Source organism: Actinotalea endophytica, from assembly GCF_025717005.1.
Classification (GTDB): Bacteria; Actinomycetota; Actinomycetes; order Actinomycetales; family Cellulomonadaceae; genus Actinotalea.
On sequence record NZ_JAOVZU010000006.1, the window covers coordinates 68182 to 83850 of the forward strand.

The window sequence follows — 15669 nt, forward strand, 5'->3', positions numbered from 1 at the left end:
GGAGACGATGGGACGACGGTTGGTGCGCGGTTCGGCCGCGCTGGCAGGGGGGCTGGGCGTCGCGCTCGTGCTCGCCGGGTGCGGCGGGGGCTCGACCACGGAGGCGGCGGCCACGGCCGCGGCGGTGACGGCCGGCGACGGCTCGCAGGACACGTCCGGCGGCGTGCAGGACGGCTCGGCGGCCGGCTCCGCGGATGGTCGTGGTGGGGTGTCGGGCCTGATCGCGGCGGTGACCGGGACGACCATGCAGGTGCAGTCCGACGTGCAGACCGCGGTGACCTGGTCGGACGACACGACCATCACGCAGGAGGTCAGCACGGACCTGTCCGCGGTGACCGTGGGCTCGTGCGTGGTGGTGATCGAGTCGAGCGCCGACACCTCCTCCGACACCTCGAGCGGCGGGGTCACGAGCGGTGACACGGCCGGAACCGCCGGGCCTGCGTCGAGCGTCGTGGTGAGCGAGCCGGTCGACGGCGAGTGCACGGGCTTCGCCGGTGCGGGCGCCGGCGGGATGCCCGGTGGCCAGATGGCCGGTGCGCCGACCGACGGGGCGACGGGCATGCCGAGCGGCATGCCGACCGACATGCCGAGCGGTGGGCCGACGGACCTGCCGAGCGGTGGCTCGACGGACCTGCCGTCGGGGATGCCGACCGGTGGCTCGCGGGGCTTCGGCGCGATGGTGGCCGGCACCGTGACGGCCGTGGACGACGCGGGGATCACGGTCGACCAGGACGGCACCACGAGCACCGTGACGATCGACGACGCGACCACCTACACGACGACGCAGACCGTGGACTCCTCCGCGATCTCGGTCGGGCTGTGCGTGAGCGCGCGCGGCGAGAGTGACGACCGCGGCGGGATGACGGCCACGTCGCTGAGCCTGAGCGATGCGGTGGACGGTGCGTGCACGAGCGTCGGAGGCCGAGGTGCCTGAGGTGATCGGCGAGGTGCCGCCGCGGCGCGGACGCACCGGTCGCGCGGCACGGGGCGGTTCCGCCGGTGGTGGCGTGGACGCGAGCGGCTCCGCTCCGGGCGGTTCCGCCGGTGCCGCCGGTGGTACCGGTGGGCGCGGTGGTTCACGTGGCGGTGGTGCCCGGGGTAGCGCCGGCCGGCGTGGCCGCCGGGCGCTGATCGCGGGCGGCACGGCGGTCGTGGTGGCGCTGGTCGGGGGCGGGGTCGCGCTGGCTCACGGTCAGGACAGCGCCGGGCGGTACCGCACTGCGACCGCGGCGCTCGGCTCGGTGATCCAGACGATCGATGCGACCGGGACGCTCGAGTCGGCCGATCGGGTGGATGCCGCGTTCTCCGTGGCGGGCACGGTCGGGACAGTGGATGTCGCCGTCGGCGACACCGTCACGGCCGGCCAGCAGCTCGCGTCGCTGGACCGGACCTCGCTGGAGGACGCGGTCGACGAGGCAGAGTCCCGGCTCGCGGACGCCGAGCAGCGACTCGAGGACGACCTGGATGCGCAGACCAGCAGCTCGTCGAGCTCGAGCTCGTCGAGCTCGAGCGGATCCACCGGGTCGAGCTCGACCGGGTCCACCCCGAGCGGCGGATCGTCGGACACGGGTTCGACGGACACGGGCTCCTCGGGCACCGGGAGCACCGGCTCGAGCGTGGACGAGCAGGCCCTCGCCGCGGCGGTGGCGGCCGTTCACGAAGCCCAGTCCGCGCTGCTCGCCCAGCACGATGCGGCGCAGCAGGCCCTGGCCACCAGCCGGACGGCGCTCGACGCGGCGCAGACGACGTGCGCACCGGTGCTCGGCGACGGGACCGGCGACGGCACCGGCACGGATGACGGCACCGGCACCGACGACGGCACGGACGACGGCACGGGCACGGACGACGGCACCGGCACCGATGACGGCACGGGCACGGATGACGGCACGGGCACGGACGACGGCACCGGCACCGACGACGGCACGGGCACGGACGACGGCACCGGCACCGACGACGGCACCGGCACGGACGACGCCGCGCTGGCCGCCTGCACGACCGCCCTTGCGGCTGTGCTGGCCGCGCAGGAGAGCGTCGACGCCGCGCAGTCGGCGCTGATGGACCGCGCCGACGACCTCGATCGGGCGGTCGCTGCGGTGCTGGCGCTGTTCTCGAGCGACGGCGCCGGGCCTGGTGGCAGCACCGGCACGGCCTCTGGTGACGACGCGGGCACCTCGGGCACGACGCCGACGGACTCGAGCTCCAGCGACTCGGGCACGACGGGCGCGGGCACGACCGGCACGGGCACGACTGACTCGGGCACGACGGACTCGAGCACGTCGACCGTGTCGAGCACGGTGCTCACCGTCGGGGGTTCGAGCCAGAGCGGCGCGACGTCCTCGGTCCCGACCGCCGCCGACATCCTGGCGGACCAGGCCGAGATCGACGCGGCGGAGGCCGACGTGGCGATCGCGCAGGACGCGCTCGACCGCGACGTCCTGACGACCCCGATCGCGGGCACCGTCGCCCAGGTCACGATGGCCGTGGGCGACTCCGTCACCGCCTCGTCGACCTCTGCGGTCGTGACGGTGATCGGTGACACGGGCTTCCTGGTGACGATCTCGGTGGGTGCGACCGACATCGACCTCGTCGAGGTCGGTCAGGAGGCGACGGTGACCACGTCCAGCACCGATGAGACGCTCGAGGCGACCGTCACGAGCATCGGCGTGCTGAACGAGTCCACGACGGCGGAACCCGCCTACTCGGTCGTCCTGGCGATCGCCGGGACCGACGCTCCGCTCTTCAACGGTGGATCCGCGGAGGTGAGCATCACCGTGGGCGCGGGGGACGAGACCGTGACGGTGCCGACGTCGGCGGTGCACGTCGACGGTTCGACGAGCACGGTCGACCTGCTCGAGGACGGCGTGGTGACCGAGACCGAGGTGACCACGGGCGCGGTCGGGACGGAGCTCACCGAGATCCGGTCGGGTCTGAGCGTGGGTGACGTCGTCGTGCTCGCCGATCTCGACGAGCCGATGGAGTCGAGCAGCACGGAGACGTCGTCGGGGCTCACCGGGCTCTCGGACAGCTCCAGCTCCGACGTGTCGACCGTGCCGGGTGGCGGCATGGCGCCCGGCGGGATGGGAGGACCTCCCGGCGGGTGACGGTCCGGTCGCGTGAGGCGCCAGTCCTCACAGGGTGCGTCCAGGTTGCCAGCAGGGGCGCACCAGGCTGGGCCGCGATCCTGGGTCAGGTACACCTGTACGCGACTCGATGAGGACGTCATGCCCGAGAACGACCCCGCCCCCGACGACAAGCCGACGCAGCCCATCGTCGAGCCGGACGGGGCCCCAGCGGACGCACCGGCCGCGACCGCGGCCGCCACCCCTGCCCAGGCGGCAGCCGCGGCCGGGTCGTCGACCTCCCCGCCGGTTCCTCCCGGTGCTCCCGACCCCCGGGCCCACCGGTGCTCCCGACCCACGTGCGCACTACCCGTACGCCGGTGGCCCTCCGGCCCAACCGGGCATGGTGCCGTCCGTCGCCACGCCCCGACCGATGGCGTGGTGGATCCCGGTGGTCGCGGTCTTCGGCGGTCTGCTGCTGCTCGGCATCGGTGTGGCCGTCGGCTTCGGTCTCGGCTTCGTCGTGGCGGACCATCGCGCGGACGAGATCGTCCAGCACGAGAGCGTGGACCGGGACGGGCTCGGCGGCCTCGACCGCGACCAGGGCGGCTTCGGAACCCCGCACCGCGGCGGTGACACGGGGACGGACGGCAGCGGCACCAGTGACGATGGCGTGACCGACGGCAACACCTGAGCCACCCGTGACGATGGCGTGACCGACGGCAACACCTGAGCCGCCCGGGCGCGATCAGCGCCGGATCACCGTGCCGTCGCGGCCGGTGAACTCCCACGCTCCCTCATCCCGGTGGATGCGCAGCGAGCGCCGGTGGACGAGGTCGTGGTGGTGGTAGCAGAGCAGGATCCCGTTCCGGGGTTCGGTGTCTCCGCCGTCACGCGTCCAGTGCGCCACGTGGTGCACCTCGCCGAGGTGCGACGGTGCCGTGCACCCGGGGTAGGCGCAGTGACCGTCGCGGGCCACGACCGCGACGCGGGTCGGGCCGGAGAAGATCCGCTTGGTGCGCCCGACGTCGAGGACCTCGCCGTCGGGCGAGAAGAGGATCCGGTTCAGCTCACCGTCGCACGCCAACCGGTCCAGGACGTCGCGCGGCACGGGCGTGGCGTCGGTGAAGAACGCGCCGCGCCGCAGGTCGTCGGGGCTGAAGCGAGGACCCGCGCCGCCGCCGGCGCCGAAGCGAGGACCCGCGGCGCCGCCTGCGCCGAAGCCGGCGTCCCGGCCGAGCGCGTCTCCCGCACCGCCGCCCCACCGCCGGGAGGCGCGGTCGACGAGCGCGGTCAGCGTGCCGTGGTCCACGTGCACCACGACCCCGGGCCGGGTCACGCGTCCGGTGGGCAGAGGATGGTGCTCGAGCACGGTGCGGGCGAGATCGGCGAGGGCCTGGGCGCGCCGCTGGCCCGCACTGCGCGGGTCACCCGCAGCGGGGACCGGGCTCACCGCGGCGAGGGCGGCGGTCAGCTGCTGGCCGTGCTCGATGGTGAGCTGACCGTCGACGCGGTACCCGTAGGGGAGCCGAGCCAGCGTGAGGTGCTCGCGCTCGGACGCCTCGCGGTAGCCGTGCTCGTCGGCCGCCGGATCGGCGCGATCGGACCAGACCCGGACGACTGCGCGGAGGTCGTCGACGCCGAGCCGGGCGGCCTGGGTGACGAGGAACCCCTCGTTGCAGGCGTGCTCCGGGTCGGCCAGGACCTCCCGGCGGGCGTCGGTGCTCGCTGCGGCGGCGATGACGCCGGCCGCCTCTGCGGAGATCGTGCCGGCTCGCGCTGCGGCGGTGGTTGCCGGCAGGTGGTCGCTGAGCGCCCGCCCGACCCGGACCCGCCGCTTGGCGGCCGGCACCGACATGCCCCAGCGGCGAGCGACCCACCGCGGGAAGGTGGCTTCGTCGCCCAGCGCCCACCACCCCTCACGCTCGAGGCGGGGCAGGGCCGTCGTGACGCCGGCGGACGCTCGTTCAGCCACCAGGTGGAGTGCGCCGACGACCTCGGCCATCGCCTCACCTGTCAGGTCCTCGAGGTCGACGCCGAGCAGCGAGTCGAGATCGGCGAACAGCGCCGCGACCGCATCGGCGAGGCGCGGCGGCAGGGCAGATCGCCGCGCAGGCGCGTCGCTCTCGCCCGCGACCTCCGGCGCCAGTGCGATCCGCGACACGATCCCCCCCTCGACGCCTCCTATTCCATCACCGACCTCTGACAAAGAATGTCGCGAGGCCATTCCGGCCGGCGTCGAAGGAAATGCACAGCAGAATCGCTTCGGTGTTTTCCACAGGACGGGCGGACCTGCCGGTGATCGCCCTGGATCAGGCGGACCGACGCCCCGGCGGGTGATCCAGCAGAGCGCTCGTGCAGGGGCGCGGCCCGCCGATCACGAACGCGTGCGCGCCGGCCGTTGCGTCGACTCTCCGGAGGCAGGCTCTCCGGAGGCAGGCTCTCCGGAGGCAGGCTCGCCGGTCGCGTTCGCGCCGGAGGCCACGTCGCCGGCGGCGGGCTCCGCAGGCGCGGGGTCCGCGGTGCTCCCGCCAGGTGCCGCGGTGCCGGCGCTCCTGCCATGCTCCGCCGCGGACCGCGCCGACGTCGGCTCGTCCGCCCGTGCGCCCTCGCCCACGGCGGGCAGGCGCACGGTGAACGTGGTCGCCCCGGGCGTCCCGTCGACCTCGATCTGACCGCCGTGCGCGGCGACCACCGCGTGCACGATGGCCAGGCCGAGCCCGGTCGACCCGGCGCCCGCGTCGCGCCCCGCCATCGGCGTGCGCGCTGCGTCGCCCCGGGTGAACCGCTGGAAGAGGCGGGGCAGCAGCTCCGGAGCGATGCCGGGGCCGTCGTCGCAGACCCGCACCACGACCTGGTCGCCCTCGACCCGCACCGACGTCGTCACGGTCGTCCCGGGCGGCGTGTGCACCCGAGCGTTCGCGAGCAGGTTCACCAGCACCTGGCGCAACCGGTGGTCGTCGCCGAGCACGAGCGCCGGCTCCGGGTCGGCGAAGTCCAGGTCCTCGGTCACGGCTTCCGGCACGGTGCCGTCGTCCGTCGTGGTCGCCGACGCGCCGTCGTCCGTCGGTCCGCCCGCGGTGTCCTCGAGCACGTCGCCGTCGCCCAGGTCCAGCCGCCACACGTGGTCCCGGCCCGCGACGTGCGCATCGGCCACGGCGTCCACCGCGAGGCCCACCATGTCGACCTCGTCGCGGTCGAGCGCCCGCCCGGCGTCGAGGCGCGCGAGCAGCAGCAGGTCCTCGACCAAGGTGGTCATCCGCCGGGACTCCGACTCGACGCGCTCCATGGCGCGCACGGCGTCGTCCGGCAGCGGTTCGGGAAGTCGCTGGACCAGCTCGGCGTAGCCGCGGATCGAGGCGAGCGGTGTGCGCAGCTCGTGGCTCGCGTCGGCGACGAACTGGCGCACCTGCATCTCGGACTCGTGGCGCGCGGCCAGCGCCGACTCCACGTGGCCGAGGAGCCGGTTGAGCGCGACGCCGACCTGACCGACCTCGGTCGAGGTGTCGGTGTCCTGCTCGGGCACCCGGTCCAGCGTCACGGCGCCGCGGTCCAGGGGCTGCTCGGAGACCCGGGTCGCGGTCGCGGCCACCCGCTCGAGCGGCTCCAGCTCACGGCGCACCAGCACGGTGCCGGCGAGCGCGGCGATCAGCAGCCCGGCCAGCGCGATCGTGGCCTCGGTGAGCAGGTACGTGTCGACGGTGGTCGAGATGTCGGTCATCGACAGACCGGTGATCACGGTGCCGTCCCGGTTGTCGAACGCGATCACGCGCCACTGCCCGAGGTCGCCCAGCGAGACGGTCTGCACGCCGCTCGAGGGCGTCACGTCGAGCAGGGTCGCCTGCTGCTCCGCGTCGAGCTCGTGCACCGTGCCGGTCTGGTCGAGGTAGCCGGACTGCACGTCGGTGCCGCGCACCGCCACGGTCAGCGTCCCGGCGCCCTGGCCGAGCGCCACCAGGCCCACCGGAGGACTGCCGTCGCCGTTCGGCGGTGTCCCGGTCGAGCCGTCGGGCGGCACGACCCCCGGGAGCGCGCTCTCCGCCTTCGTCGCGCGGTCGGCCGACTGGACCAGACGCTGGTCGAGCTGGGCCACCAGGCTGCTGCGCAGGGCGAACGTCGAGATCGCCGCCATCGTCGCAGCGACCACGGCCACCGCGCCGAGCACGACGAGCACCAGACGTCGCCGCAGCGGTGCCCGTCGGGACGGCCCGATCGAGATCCTCATCCGGCCGCTGTCACCCTTCGGTGCCGGGCGCGGGCTTGAGCACGTAGCCCACGCCGCGCAGCGTGTGCAGCATCGGCTCGCGACCCTTGTCGATCTTGCGACGCAGGTAGGAGACGTACAGCTCGACGATGTTGGCCTGGCCGCCGAAGTCGTACTGCCACACGCGGTCCAGGATCTGTGCCTTCGACAGCACCCGCTTGGGGTTGCGCATGAAGTAGCGGAGCAGCTCGAACTCGGTCGCCGTGAGGTGGATGTCGTCCCCGGCGCGCGAGACCTCGTGGGAGTCCTCGTCCAGCACCAGGTCGCCGACCCGCAGCACGGCGTCGTCACGCGCGGCGGTCGCCCCGGCCCGGCGCAGCAGCGAGCGCAGCCGCGCGACGACCTCCTCGAGCGAGAACGGCTTGGTCACGTAGTCGTCGCCGCCGGCGGTCAGACCCGCGACCCGGTCCTCGACCGCGTCCTTGGCGGTGAGGAACAGCACGGGCACGTACGGGTTGGTCGAGCGCACCCGGCGCAGCACCTCGAGGCCGTCGAGGTCCGGCAGCATGATGTCGAGCAGGATCACGTCCGGCTCCCACGCCTTGGCGGCCTTCACCGCGCCGAAGCCGGTCGTCGCGGTCTGCACCTCGAAGCCTTCGTAGCGCAGGGCGGTGGAGAGCAGCTCTCCGAGGTTCGGCTCGTCGTCGACGACGAGCGCCCGGACCGGGCTGCCGTCGGCGCGGGTGAGGTGGTCGCGCGTGCGGGTCTGGGGGGTCGTCGTCGTCATGCGTCCCATCGTCACGCCTCCGCCTCGGCAACGGCTGGGGAGTTCCTGTGAGAAGTCTGTGGGCGCCGTGCCCATCGGCATCGTACGTCGCGGCCCGGACCGTGCGTCGCGGTCCACGTCCGTCGCGCGGCGAGCTCCCGCGTGATGCGCGCCCGTCGCGACCACAGCAGTTCTTCCGGTGGCGCTCAGGCTCCACCCAGACCCGGGGCGGACGGTGGGGTCATCCGGCAGCTGCCGGCAGTGCTCGGGAAGGATCGACATGACAACGACGCTCGACGCCCGCCCCGCGCCGGCCGCGGACCTCGGCACGGCCTGGCTCACTGCCGAGGTCCGCCCGGCCGGCACGTTCGGCCGGCACGACGCCGGCCGCCTCCGGGCGCTGCTCGACGCACTGTCGGCCTGTGCCTCGATCGTCGTCCTCGACCTCGCCGCGGTCCGCCTGAGCAGCCCGCGCGCCGCCGCGGCGATCGACGACGCCGCCCGCCGCCTCGAGCACGCCGGCGGCTGCCTGCTGTGCGTGAACGCCGACGCCGAGACGCGCGAGCACCTCGCGGAGTGCCGCGCCGTGGTGATCCGCGACGTGTGACCTACCGTGGGGGCCGTGACCGCCGAGACCGCCGCCCCGCCGGCCGAGAGCCCTCCCGGTCATCGGCTCCCGGCGTTCGCGGTCGCGGTGCTCGCGGGCCTGTCGGTGTTCGTGGTGCACCTGCTGTTCGTCACCTCGGTGAGCGGTCGCCAGGTCGACGGGGCAGCGCTGGAGGGCGCCGAGTACGGCCGCGGCCGGCTCTGGCAGGTGGCCGAGCCGGTGCTCAGCGTGATCTCGGTGCCGTTCGTGATCGTCGTCGTGCTGGTCGCGATGCTGATGGCCGTGCTGCGCCGCCGGATCGCGCTCGCGGTGCAGGTCGCGGTCCTGGTCGTCGGCTCCAACGTGACGACCCAGGTGCTGAAGAACTACCTGGTGCGCCCCGACCTCGGTCTGGACGACCGGATCGCCAACTCCCTGCCCAGCGGCCACACCACGGTCGCGGCGTCCGCTGCTGCCGCCCTCGTGCTGGCCGTGCCGCGCCGCTACCGCGCCCTCGCCGCGACGGTCGGCGCCGTCTACACCGCCGCGACCGGGATCTCCACCCTGATCGGTGGCTGGCACCGTCCGTCCGACGTGGTCGCGGCGCTCGGCGTGGTGATGGCCTGGGCGGGGCTCGTGCTAGCCTTCGGGCCGCGCGGCACCGGGTTCGGGCGCGCCGGTCACGTGCGCGGCGTGGCCTCGATGCTGGTCGGCGTGGGCATCGTGGTCGGCGGTCTGTCGGCGGTCGCGTACATGCGGGTCGCGGCCGCGGACACGATCGGTGACACCGAACTCCTGGTCGCCTACGCGGGCGGTGCGCTCGGCATCGTCGCGGTCTGCTCGGTGGCGTTCGGGATCCTCGTCGGGATCGTCGCCGCAGCCGATCCGGCCGACTGAACGAGCGCTTCGAGAGGCCCCGGGACAGCCCCGATCGGGTGCCCGGACGCGGCGCTCGGCGCCGGATGTGCGTAAAGTGCGCCACCGGACCACCCGCCAGCTGAACGAGGAAGACGATGACCCGCAGGCTCGTGATCGTGGAGTCGCCGGCGAAGGCGCGCACGATCGCCGGCTACCTCGGCGAGGGATACACCGTCGAGGCGTCGGTCGGTCACATCCGTGACCTTCCGCAGCCCTCCGAGCTGCCCGCGGACATGAAGAAGGGCCCGTTCGGCAAGTTCGCGGTCGACGTCGACCACGACTTCGAGCCGTACTACGTGGTCGACTCGGACAAGAAGAAGAAGGTCGCCGAGCTCAAGCGGGCGCTCAAGGACGCCGACGAGCTCTACCTCGCGACCGATGAGGACCGCGAGGGCGAGGCGATCGCCTGGCACCTGCTGGCCGAGCTCAAGCCCAAGGTGCCGGTCAAGCGGATGGTGTTCCACGAGATCACCCGGGAGGCCATCCAGCGTGCGCTCGAGGCCACCCGCGAGGTCGACGACCGGCTCGTCGACGCCCAGGAGACCCGGCGCATCCTCGACCGGCTCTACGGGTACGAGGTCTCCCCGGTGCTGTGGCGCAAGGTCCGCCAGGGACTGTCCGCGGGTCGTGTGCAGTCCGTCGCGATGCGCCTCGTGGTCGAGCGCGAGCGCGAGCGGATGGCCTTCCGGTCCGCCGACTACTGGGACGTCACGGCCACCTTCGGGCACGCGTCGCCCGGCGCGGTGGAGCAGGAGGGGTGGTTCGAGGGGCGCCTGGTCGCCCTCGGCGACGCCCGGGTGGCGACCGGCCGGGACTTCGACGACCGCGGCACGCTGACCACGCGCGGTGCCGTGCACCTCGACGAGGCCGCCGCCGGTGCGCTGGTGACCGCTCTCGAGGACGCCGAGTTCACCGTGCGTAGCCTCGAGACCAAGCCGTACACGCGCCGCCCGGCGGCACCGTTCACCACGTCGACGCTGCAGCAGGAGGCCAGCCGCAAGCTGCGGATGGGCTCACGCCAGGCCATGCGGGTCGCGCAGTCGCTGTACGAGAACGGCTACATCACCTACATGCGGACCGACTCGCCCGTGCTGTCCGGCCAGGCGATCGCCGCCGCGCGCCGGCAGGCCGCCGAGCTGTACGGCCCGGAGTACGTCCCGGACGCTCCGCGCACGTACGGCGCGAAGGCGAAGGGCGCCCAGGAGGCGCACGAGGCGATCCGCCCCGCCGGTGACCACTTCCGCACCCCCGCGCAGGTGTCGCGGGAGCTGTCCGGGGACGAGTTCCGGCTCTACGAGCTGATCTGGAAGCGCACCGTCGCCTCGCAGATGGCCGACGCGCGCGGCTCCACCGCGACCGTCCGGGTCGGCGCCGAGATCGCCACCGACGGCCTGCCCGACACCGCCGGCACGGTGCGCGGCACCCCGCGGACCACCGCGCTGTTCGGGGCGTCCGGCACGGTCATCACGTTCCGCGGGTTCCTCGCCGCGTACGAGGAGGGCCGGGACGCCGAGCGCTACGAGGACGACGACACCCGGTCGAAGGGCGGCCCGCGCGAGGTCCGGCTGCCCGCGATGGCCGAGGGCGACCGGATGGCCGGCACCGACCTCACCGCGGACGGCCACCGCACCTCCCCGCCGCCGCGCTACACCGAGGCGAGCCTGGTCAAGGCGCTCGAGGAGCGCGGCATCGGCCGGCCGTCGACGTACGCGGCGACGATCTCGGTGATCCAGGACCGTGGCTACGTGACGAGCCGCGGGCAGGCGCTCGTCCCGAGCTGGCTCGCGTTCGCGGTGACCCGGCTGCTCGAGGACAACCTCGCCGACCTGGTGGACTACGACTTCACGGCCGGCATGGAGACCGACCTCGACGCGATCGCCTCGGGCGAGAAGGAGCGGGTCGCCTGGCTGACCCACTTCTACTTCGGCGAGGGCGACGAGGTCGGGCTGCGTGACCTGGTCGCCGGGCTGGGCGACATCGACGCACGCGAGGTGAACTCCATCCCGATCGCGGACGGTGTCACGCTGCGGGTCGGCCGTTACGGCCCGTACCTCGAGGGCGAGCTCGACGGTGAGGAGCGCCGCGCGTCCGTGCCGGACGACCTGGCCCCGGACGAGCTCACGGCGGAGCGGGCGCGTGAGCTGCTGGCCGCGCAGCCCGAGGGTGATCTCGAGCTCGGCGTGGACCCGAGCACCGGCACCACGATCGTCGCGAAGAAGGGCCGGTTCGGCCCGTACGTCACCGAGCTGCTGCCCGAGCCGCAGCTCGACCCGGACCTCACCCCGGCGCAGCGGAAGAAGGCGCTCGCGGCGGCGCCCAAGCCGCGCACGGCGTCGCTGCTCGCGTCGATGCAGCTGGAGACCGTGACGCTCGAGGACGCGCTCAAGCTGCTCTCGCTGCCGCGGGTGGTCGGCACCGACCCCGCCACCGGCGAGGAGATCACCGCGCAGAACGGCCGGTACGGGCCCTACCTGAAGAAGGGCACCGACTCGCGCAGCCTGCCGAGCGAGGACGCGATGTTCGAGGTCACGCTCGACGAGGCGTTGGCGATCTACGCCCAGCCCAAGCGCGGGCGTGGCGCGAGCAGCGCCGCACCGCTGCGCGAGCTCGGCGAGGACCCGGCCACCAAGAAGCCGGTGGTCGTCAAGGACGGCCGGTTCGGGCCGTACGTGACCGACGGCGAGACCAACGCGACGCTGCGCAAGGAGGACGCGGTCGAGTCGATCACGATCGAGCGCGCCGCCGAGCTGCTCGCCGAGAAGCGCGCGAAGGGTCCGGCGAAGAAGGGCGGGCGTCGCACGTCGACCCGCTCGAAGGCGGCCACGAAGCGCTGAGCTGTGGGCCACCGGGCCCGGCGGCCGTCAGGGTGCGGTCGTAGCCTCGGACGGTGGCGCGCGACGACCAGGTCGACGTCCTCCTCGACGAGGAGGCGGGCTCCGGCCCGCCGCGACCGGGTTCGCCCGGCACCGGGATCGCCGTGCCGCGCGTGCCGGCGTGGGCCCGCAGCGCCGCGGTCTGGGCGGCGGTGCTCGCCGTGCTGCTCGCGGGGGTGAGCGTCGCGGCCGGCCGGCAGGTCGCGACGACCGCGGCACGGCTGTCCGGCGCCGTGGCGCTCACCGGTTCGCTCGCGGCGCCGTGGTCCACGCGGTGGTCGGCGGACGCGACCTCGGTGCTCGGCGCGACGGGTGCGGTGCTGGTCACCGTGGACCCGGACGACACCCTGCGCGGCTTGCGGACCGCCGACGGGACCGAGCTGTGGTCCGTGCCCGTCCCGGTCGGCCAGGGTTCGTGCCTGCTCGCCGGCCGGACACCGGTGTGCAGCAGCGTGAGCGCGGCGGGGCAGACGTCGGTCATCGCGCTCGACCCGGTCAGCGGTGCCGTGCTCCAGCGCCTGGACTGGGCTACTGCGGCGGTGCTCGACCTGCCGGTCGAGGACGACGTGGTGCTGGTCGGGAGCGGGGACGAGGGCCGGGTGGCCGCCGTGCGCTGGTCGCCGGCCACGGGCGCGACGGTGTGGACCTTCGCCAGCGCCCCCGACGTGGTGTGGCCCCAGCAGACGACCTGGGAGACGGGGACCGACCGGGTCCGGGTGACCAGTCACGGGCAGGTGACGTTCTCCCTGGTCAGCGGCGCGGACCTGGGCGCTGCGCCGGTCGATGTGGACCGGTCGGTCACCGTGCCCGCCGGTGACGCGCTCGCGGCGCGCCTGCGGCTGCGGGTCGACGCTGCGGACCTGGAGCGTCTCGAGCCCGACGGGGCGGTGTCCTGGGCGTACCGGTTCACCGCCTCGGGCGGGACGCCGGCCGTGCCGCTGCTCACCGTGGACGGCGTGCTGGTCTGCGGGGTCGGCGCCACCCTGGTCGGGCTGGACGCGGCCGACGGGACCGAGCTCTGGACCCTGCCGAGCGGCCTCACCCAGGGCGCCTCGGCGGTGACCGACGGCTGGTCGGTCGCCACCACGCTGGGCGATGGCTCGCGGGCAGCGCTGGTGTCGATGGACCCGCGGACCGGGCAGGTCCGTTGGCGGGTCGGGCTGGGCGAGACCCCGGTGGCACGCCTCGTCGTGCTGCCCGACGGCTCGGTGCTGGTGGCGACCGTCGACGAGATCCGGGTGCTGGGGCCCGGGTAGACGCTCAGTCCTCGGCGCCCGGGAGCCCCGCGCGCAGCCGCGCCAGGCGATCCGCGTCCTCGAGCCAGCCGCGTGCCCCGCGACCGGTGCATGAGGCCGACGCGACCTCGCCGGCCCAGCGCAGCGCCGCGTCGGGCCCGGTCCGCCCCCCGGCTGCGGCGAGCCACGCGGCGAGTGCGCCGTGCAGCGCGTCGCCCGCGCCCAGCGTGTCCACGACGTCGACGGCCCCGACCGGTACCTCGCGGTACCCAGCGGCGTCGAGCACCTCGATGAGGCCGGCGCCGCGCGACCGTGCGGCCACCGCGGGGCCGAGCCGGAGGAGCGTCGCGAGCAGGTCGGACGAGTCCGCCGCGACGTCGGCCGGGATGCGGAGGTCCGCCGAGACCACGGCGACGTCGACCAGGGCGAGCAGGGCCTCGAGGCCGGGCTTCCACGAGCCGCCGTCGAGCAGCACCGGTACACCTGACGCTCGCGCCGCACCCGCGGCGCCCAGCGCGAGGTCCAGGTGGTGGCCGTCGACCAGCAGCACGTCGGCGTCGGACACCAGCGTCGGCCAGTCCGGTTCGGTGCCGGCGCCGGTGGCGCGTGCCGCGTTGACCGACACGACGGCGCGCTGGCCGGTCGACGCCGTGACGAGGACGGTGGAGACCCCCGGCGCGTCACCGGGCCCGGCGAGGTCCACCACGTCGACGTGGTGCGCGGCGAGGTCCGCGCGGACCAGCGTGCCCAGCGGTGTGGCCCCGACCCGCGTGACGAGGCGGGCGGTCATGCCGAGCGCCGCTGCGGTGACGGCGGCGTTCGCGGCCGGACCGCCGGCCGCGACGTGCAGGTCGGTGGCGACCAGCTTCTCGTCCGCGGCGGGCACGTGGTCGACGTCCTGCACCACGTCGAGCACTGCGAGACCGCAGGCCAGGACAGTCGGCACGCCACGAGGCTAGCGGTCGCCGGGTGCGCGTCGCCGCCGGGCCCTAGGGTCGGGGCATGACCGACGGCTACGCCCCCGACCCCGCCTCTGCCCCTCCGCTGCGCTGGGGCGTGCTCGGCCCCGGCTGGATCTCCGAGAAGTTCGTCGACAACGTCACGCGGTTCACCGCGAGCGAGGTGGTCGCGGTCGGTTCGCGCAGCGCCGACCGAGCGGCCGCGTTCGCCGCGGAGCGCGGCATCCGCAGCGCCCACGGCAGCTACCAGGAGCTCGTGGACGACCCCGAGGTGCAGGCGGTCTACGTCGCGAGCCCGCACTCGGCGCACCACGAGCACGCCCTGCTCGCCATCGCGGCCGGCAAGCACGTGCTGGTCGAGAAGGCGTTCATGGTCAACGCGGCGCAGGCCGAGGAGGTCTTCGACGCGGCGCGGGACGCCGGGGTCTTCGCCATGGAGGCGATGTGGACCAGGCACCTGCCGCACGTCGCCGCGCTGCGTGCCGCCATCGCCCGCGGCGACATCGGCGAGGTCGTCTCGGTCACGGCGGACCACGGCCAGAACATGAAGCGCCATCCACCGACCCACCGCCTGCACGCCGCGGCGCTCGCCGGTGGGGCGCTGCTCGACCTCGGCGTCTACCCGGTCTCGTTCGCGCACGACATGCTCGGTGCCCCGGACCGGGTGCAGGCGACCGGCTCGCTCACGCCCACCGGCGTCGACGGGCAGATCAGCATCGCGCTCGGCTTCGGCGACCGCGCCCAGGCGAGCCTGCACACGACCCTCTGGGCGAAGACCGCGACGACCGCGGTGATCGCCGGGACGGAGGGCCGGATCGAGGTCGAGGGCGACTTCTACAGCACGACCTCGTTCACGGTGCAGCGTGACGACGGCACGTGGTGGGCGTGGGACCGCCCGGTCGAGGGCGGGTTCCAGTACGAGGTCGCCGAGGTGGCCCGGCGGGTCGCCGCGGGCGAGCTCGAGAGCCCGCGGATGAGCTGGCAGGGCACGCTCGACGTGATGCGGACCATGGACGAGATCCGCCGTCAGATCGGGGTGCGCTACCCGTTCGAATGAGCGGGGCGTGCA

Annotated in this window: 12 protein-coding genes; 8 read left to right on the top strand and 4 right to left on the bottom strand. The window is 74.4% G+C overall.

Features of this window, described 5'->3' with window-relative positions; genetic code table 11:
* Nucleotides 1-7: 7 nt before the first annotated feature.
* The 3 genes from OEB99_RS11400 (at nucleotide 8) to OEB99_RS11410 (ending at nucleotide 3753) form a co-directional block, all read left to right on the top strand.
* Nucleotides 8-934, top strand: a complete 927-nt coding sequence (locus OEB99_RS11400) for a PT domain-containing protein (protein WP_263510208.1) — start codon at nucleotides 8-10, stop codon at nucleotides 932-934.
* 220 nt (nucleotides 935-1154) lie between these two features.
* A complete protein-coding gene (locus tag OEB99_RS11405) occupies nucleotides 1155-3101 on the top strand; it encodes a permuted SH3 domain-containing protein (RefSeq protein WP_263510209.1) in 1947 nt (648 codons plus the stop codon).
* A 391-nt stretch (nucleotides 3102-3492) separates the two neighbouring features.
* Nucleotides 3493-3753 carry a hypothetical protein gene (locus OEB99_RS11410; protein ID WP_263510210.1) on the top strand — a complete coding sequence of 87 codons (261 nt, stop codon included), beginning with the start codon at nucleotides 3493-3495 and terminating at the stop codon, nucleotides 3751-3753.
* 54 nt (nucleotides 3754-3807) lie between these two features.
* On the opposite strand, the gene OEB99_RS11415 is transcribed toward OEB99_RS11410, so the two are convergent.
* The 3 genes from OEB99_RS11415 to OEB99_RS11425 form a co-directional block, all read right to left on the bottom strand.
* Entirely contained in the window at nucleotides 3808-5223 is a 1416-nt protein-coding gene (locus OEB99_RS11415; RefSeq protein ID WP_263510212.1) for an HNH endonuclease signature motif containing protein, read from the bottom strand.
* Nucleotides 5224-5436: 213 nt separating this feature from the next.
* Entirely contained in the window at nucleotides 5437-7284 is a 1848-nt protein-coding gene (locus tag OEB99_RS11420; RefSeq protein WP_263510213.1) for a sensor histidine kinase, read from the bottom strand.
* A 10-nt stretch (nucleotides 7285-7294) separates the two neighbouring features.
* The gene (locus OEB99_RS11425) at nucleotides 7295-8050 is read right to left on the bottom strand and encodes a response regulator transcription factor (protein ID WP_263510214.1); all 756 of its coding nucleotides are present in this window, start codon (nucleotides 8048-8050) and stop codon (nucleotides 7295-7297) included.
* Between the two features lie 259 nt (nucleotides 8051-8309).
* Between OEB99_RS11425 and OEB99_RS11430 the strand changes: the two genes are divergently transcribed.
* The 4 genes from OEB99_RS11430 (at nucleotide 8310) to OEB99_RS11445 (ending at nucleotide 13662) form a co-directional block, all read left to right on the top strand.
* Nucleotides 8310-8636, top strand: coding sequence for a hypothetical protein (locus OEB99_RS11430; RefSeq protein ID WP_263510215.1), 327 nt, complete (start codon nucleotides 8310-8312; stop codon nucleotides 8634-8636).
* 15 nt (nucleotides 8637-8651) lie between these two features.
* Nucleotides 8652-9512 carry a phosphatase PAP2 family protein gene (locus OEB99_RS11435; protein WP_263510217.1) on the top strand — a complete coding sequence of 287 codons (861 nt, stop codon included), beginning with the start codon at nucleotides 8652-8654 and terminating at the stop codon, nucleotides 9510-9512.
* 116 nt (nucleotides 9513-9628) lie between these two features.
* Nucleotides 9629-12367 (top strand): type I DNA topoisomerase, encoded by a 2739-nt coding sequence (topA, locus tag OEB99_RS11440; RefSeq protein WP_263510219.1) that lies wholly within the window; start codon nucleotides 9629-9631, stop codon nucleotides 12365-12367.
* Between the two features lie 53 nt (nucleotides 12368-12420).
* The gene (locus OEB99_RS11445; RefSeq protein ID WP_263510221.1) at nucleotides 12421-13662 is read left to right on the top strand and encodes a PQQ-like beta-propeller repeat protein; all 1242 of its coding nucleotides are present in this window, start codon (nucleotides 12421-12423) and stop codon (nucleotides 13660-13662) included.
* A 4-nt stretch (nucleotides 13663-13666) separates the two neighbouring features.
* Here OEB99_RS11445 and OEB99_RS11450 read toward each other — a convergent pair whose 3' ends face one another.
* Complete coding sequence (locus OEB99_RS11450; protein ID WP_263510222.1) at nucleotides 13667-14587, bottom strand: PfkB family carbohydrate kinase; 921 nt, start codon at nucleotides 14585-14587, stop codon at nucleotides 13667-13669.
* A 56-nt stretch (nucleotides 14588-14643) separates the two neighbouring features.
* On the opposite strand from OEB99_RS11450, the gene OEB99_RS11455 reads away from it, so the two are divergent.
* Complete coding sequence (locus tag OEB99_RS11455) at nucleotides 14644-15657, top strand: Gfo/Idh/MocA family protein (protein ID WP_263510224.1); 1014 nt, start codon at nucleotides 14644-14646, stop codon at nucleotides 15655-15657.
* Nucleotides 15658-15669: the final 12 nt, after the last annotated feature.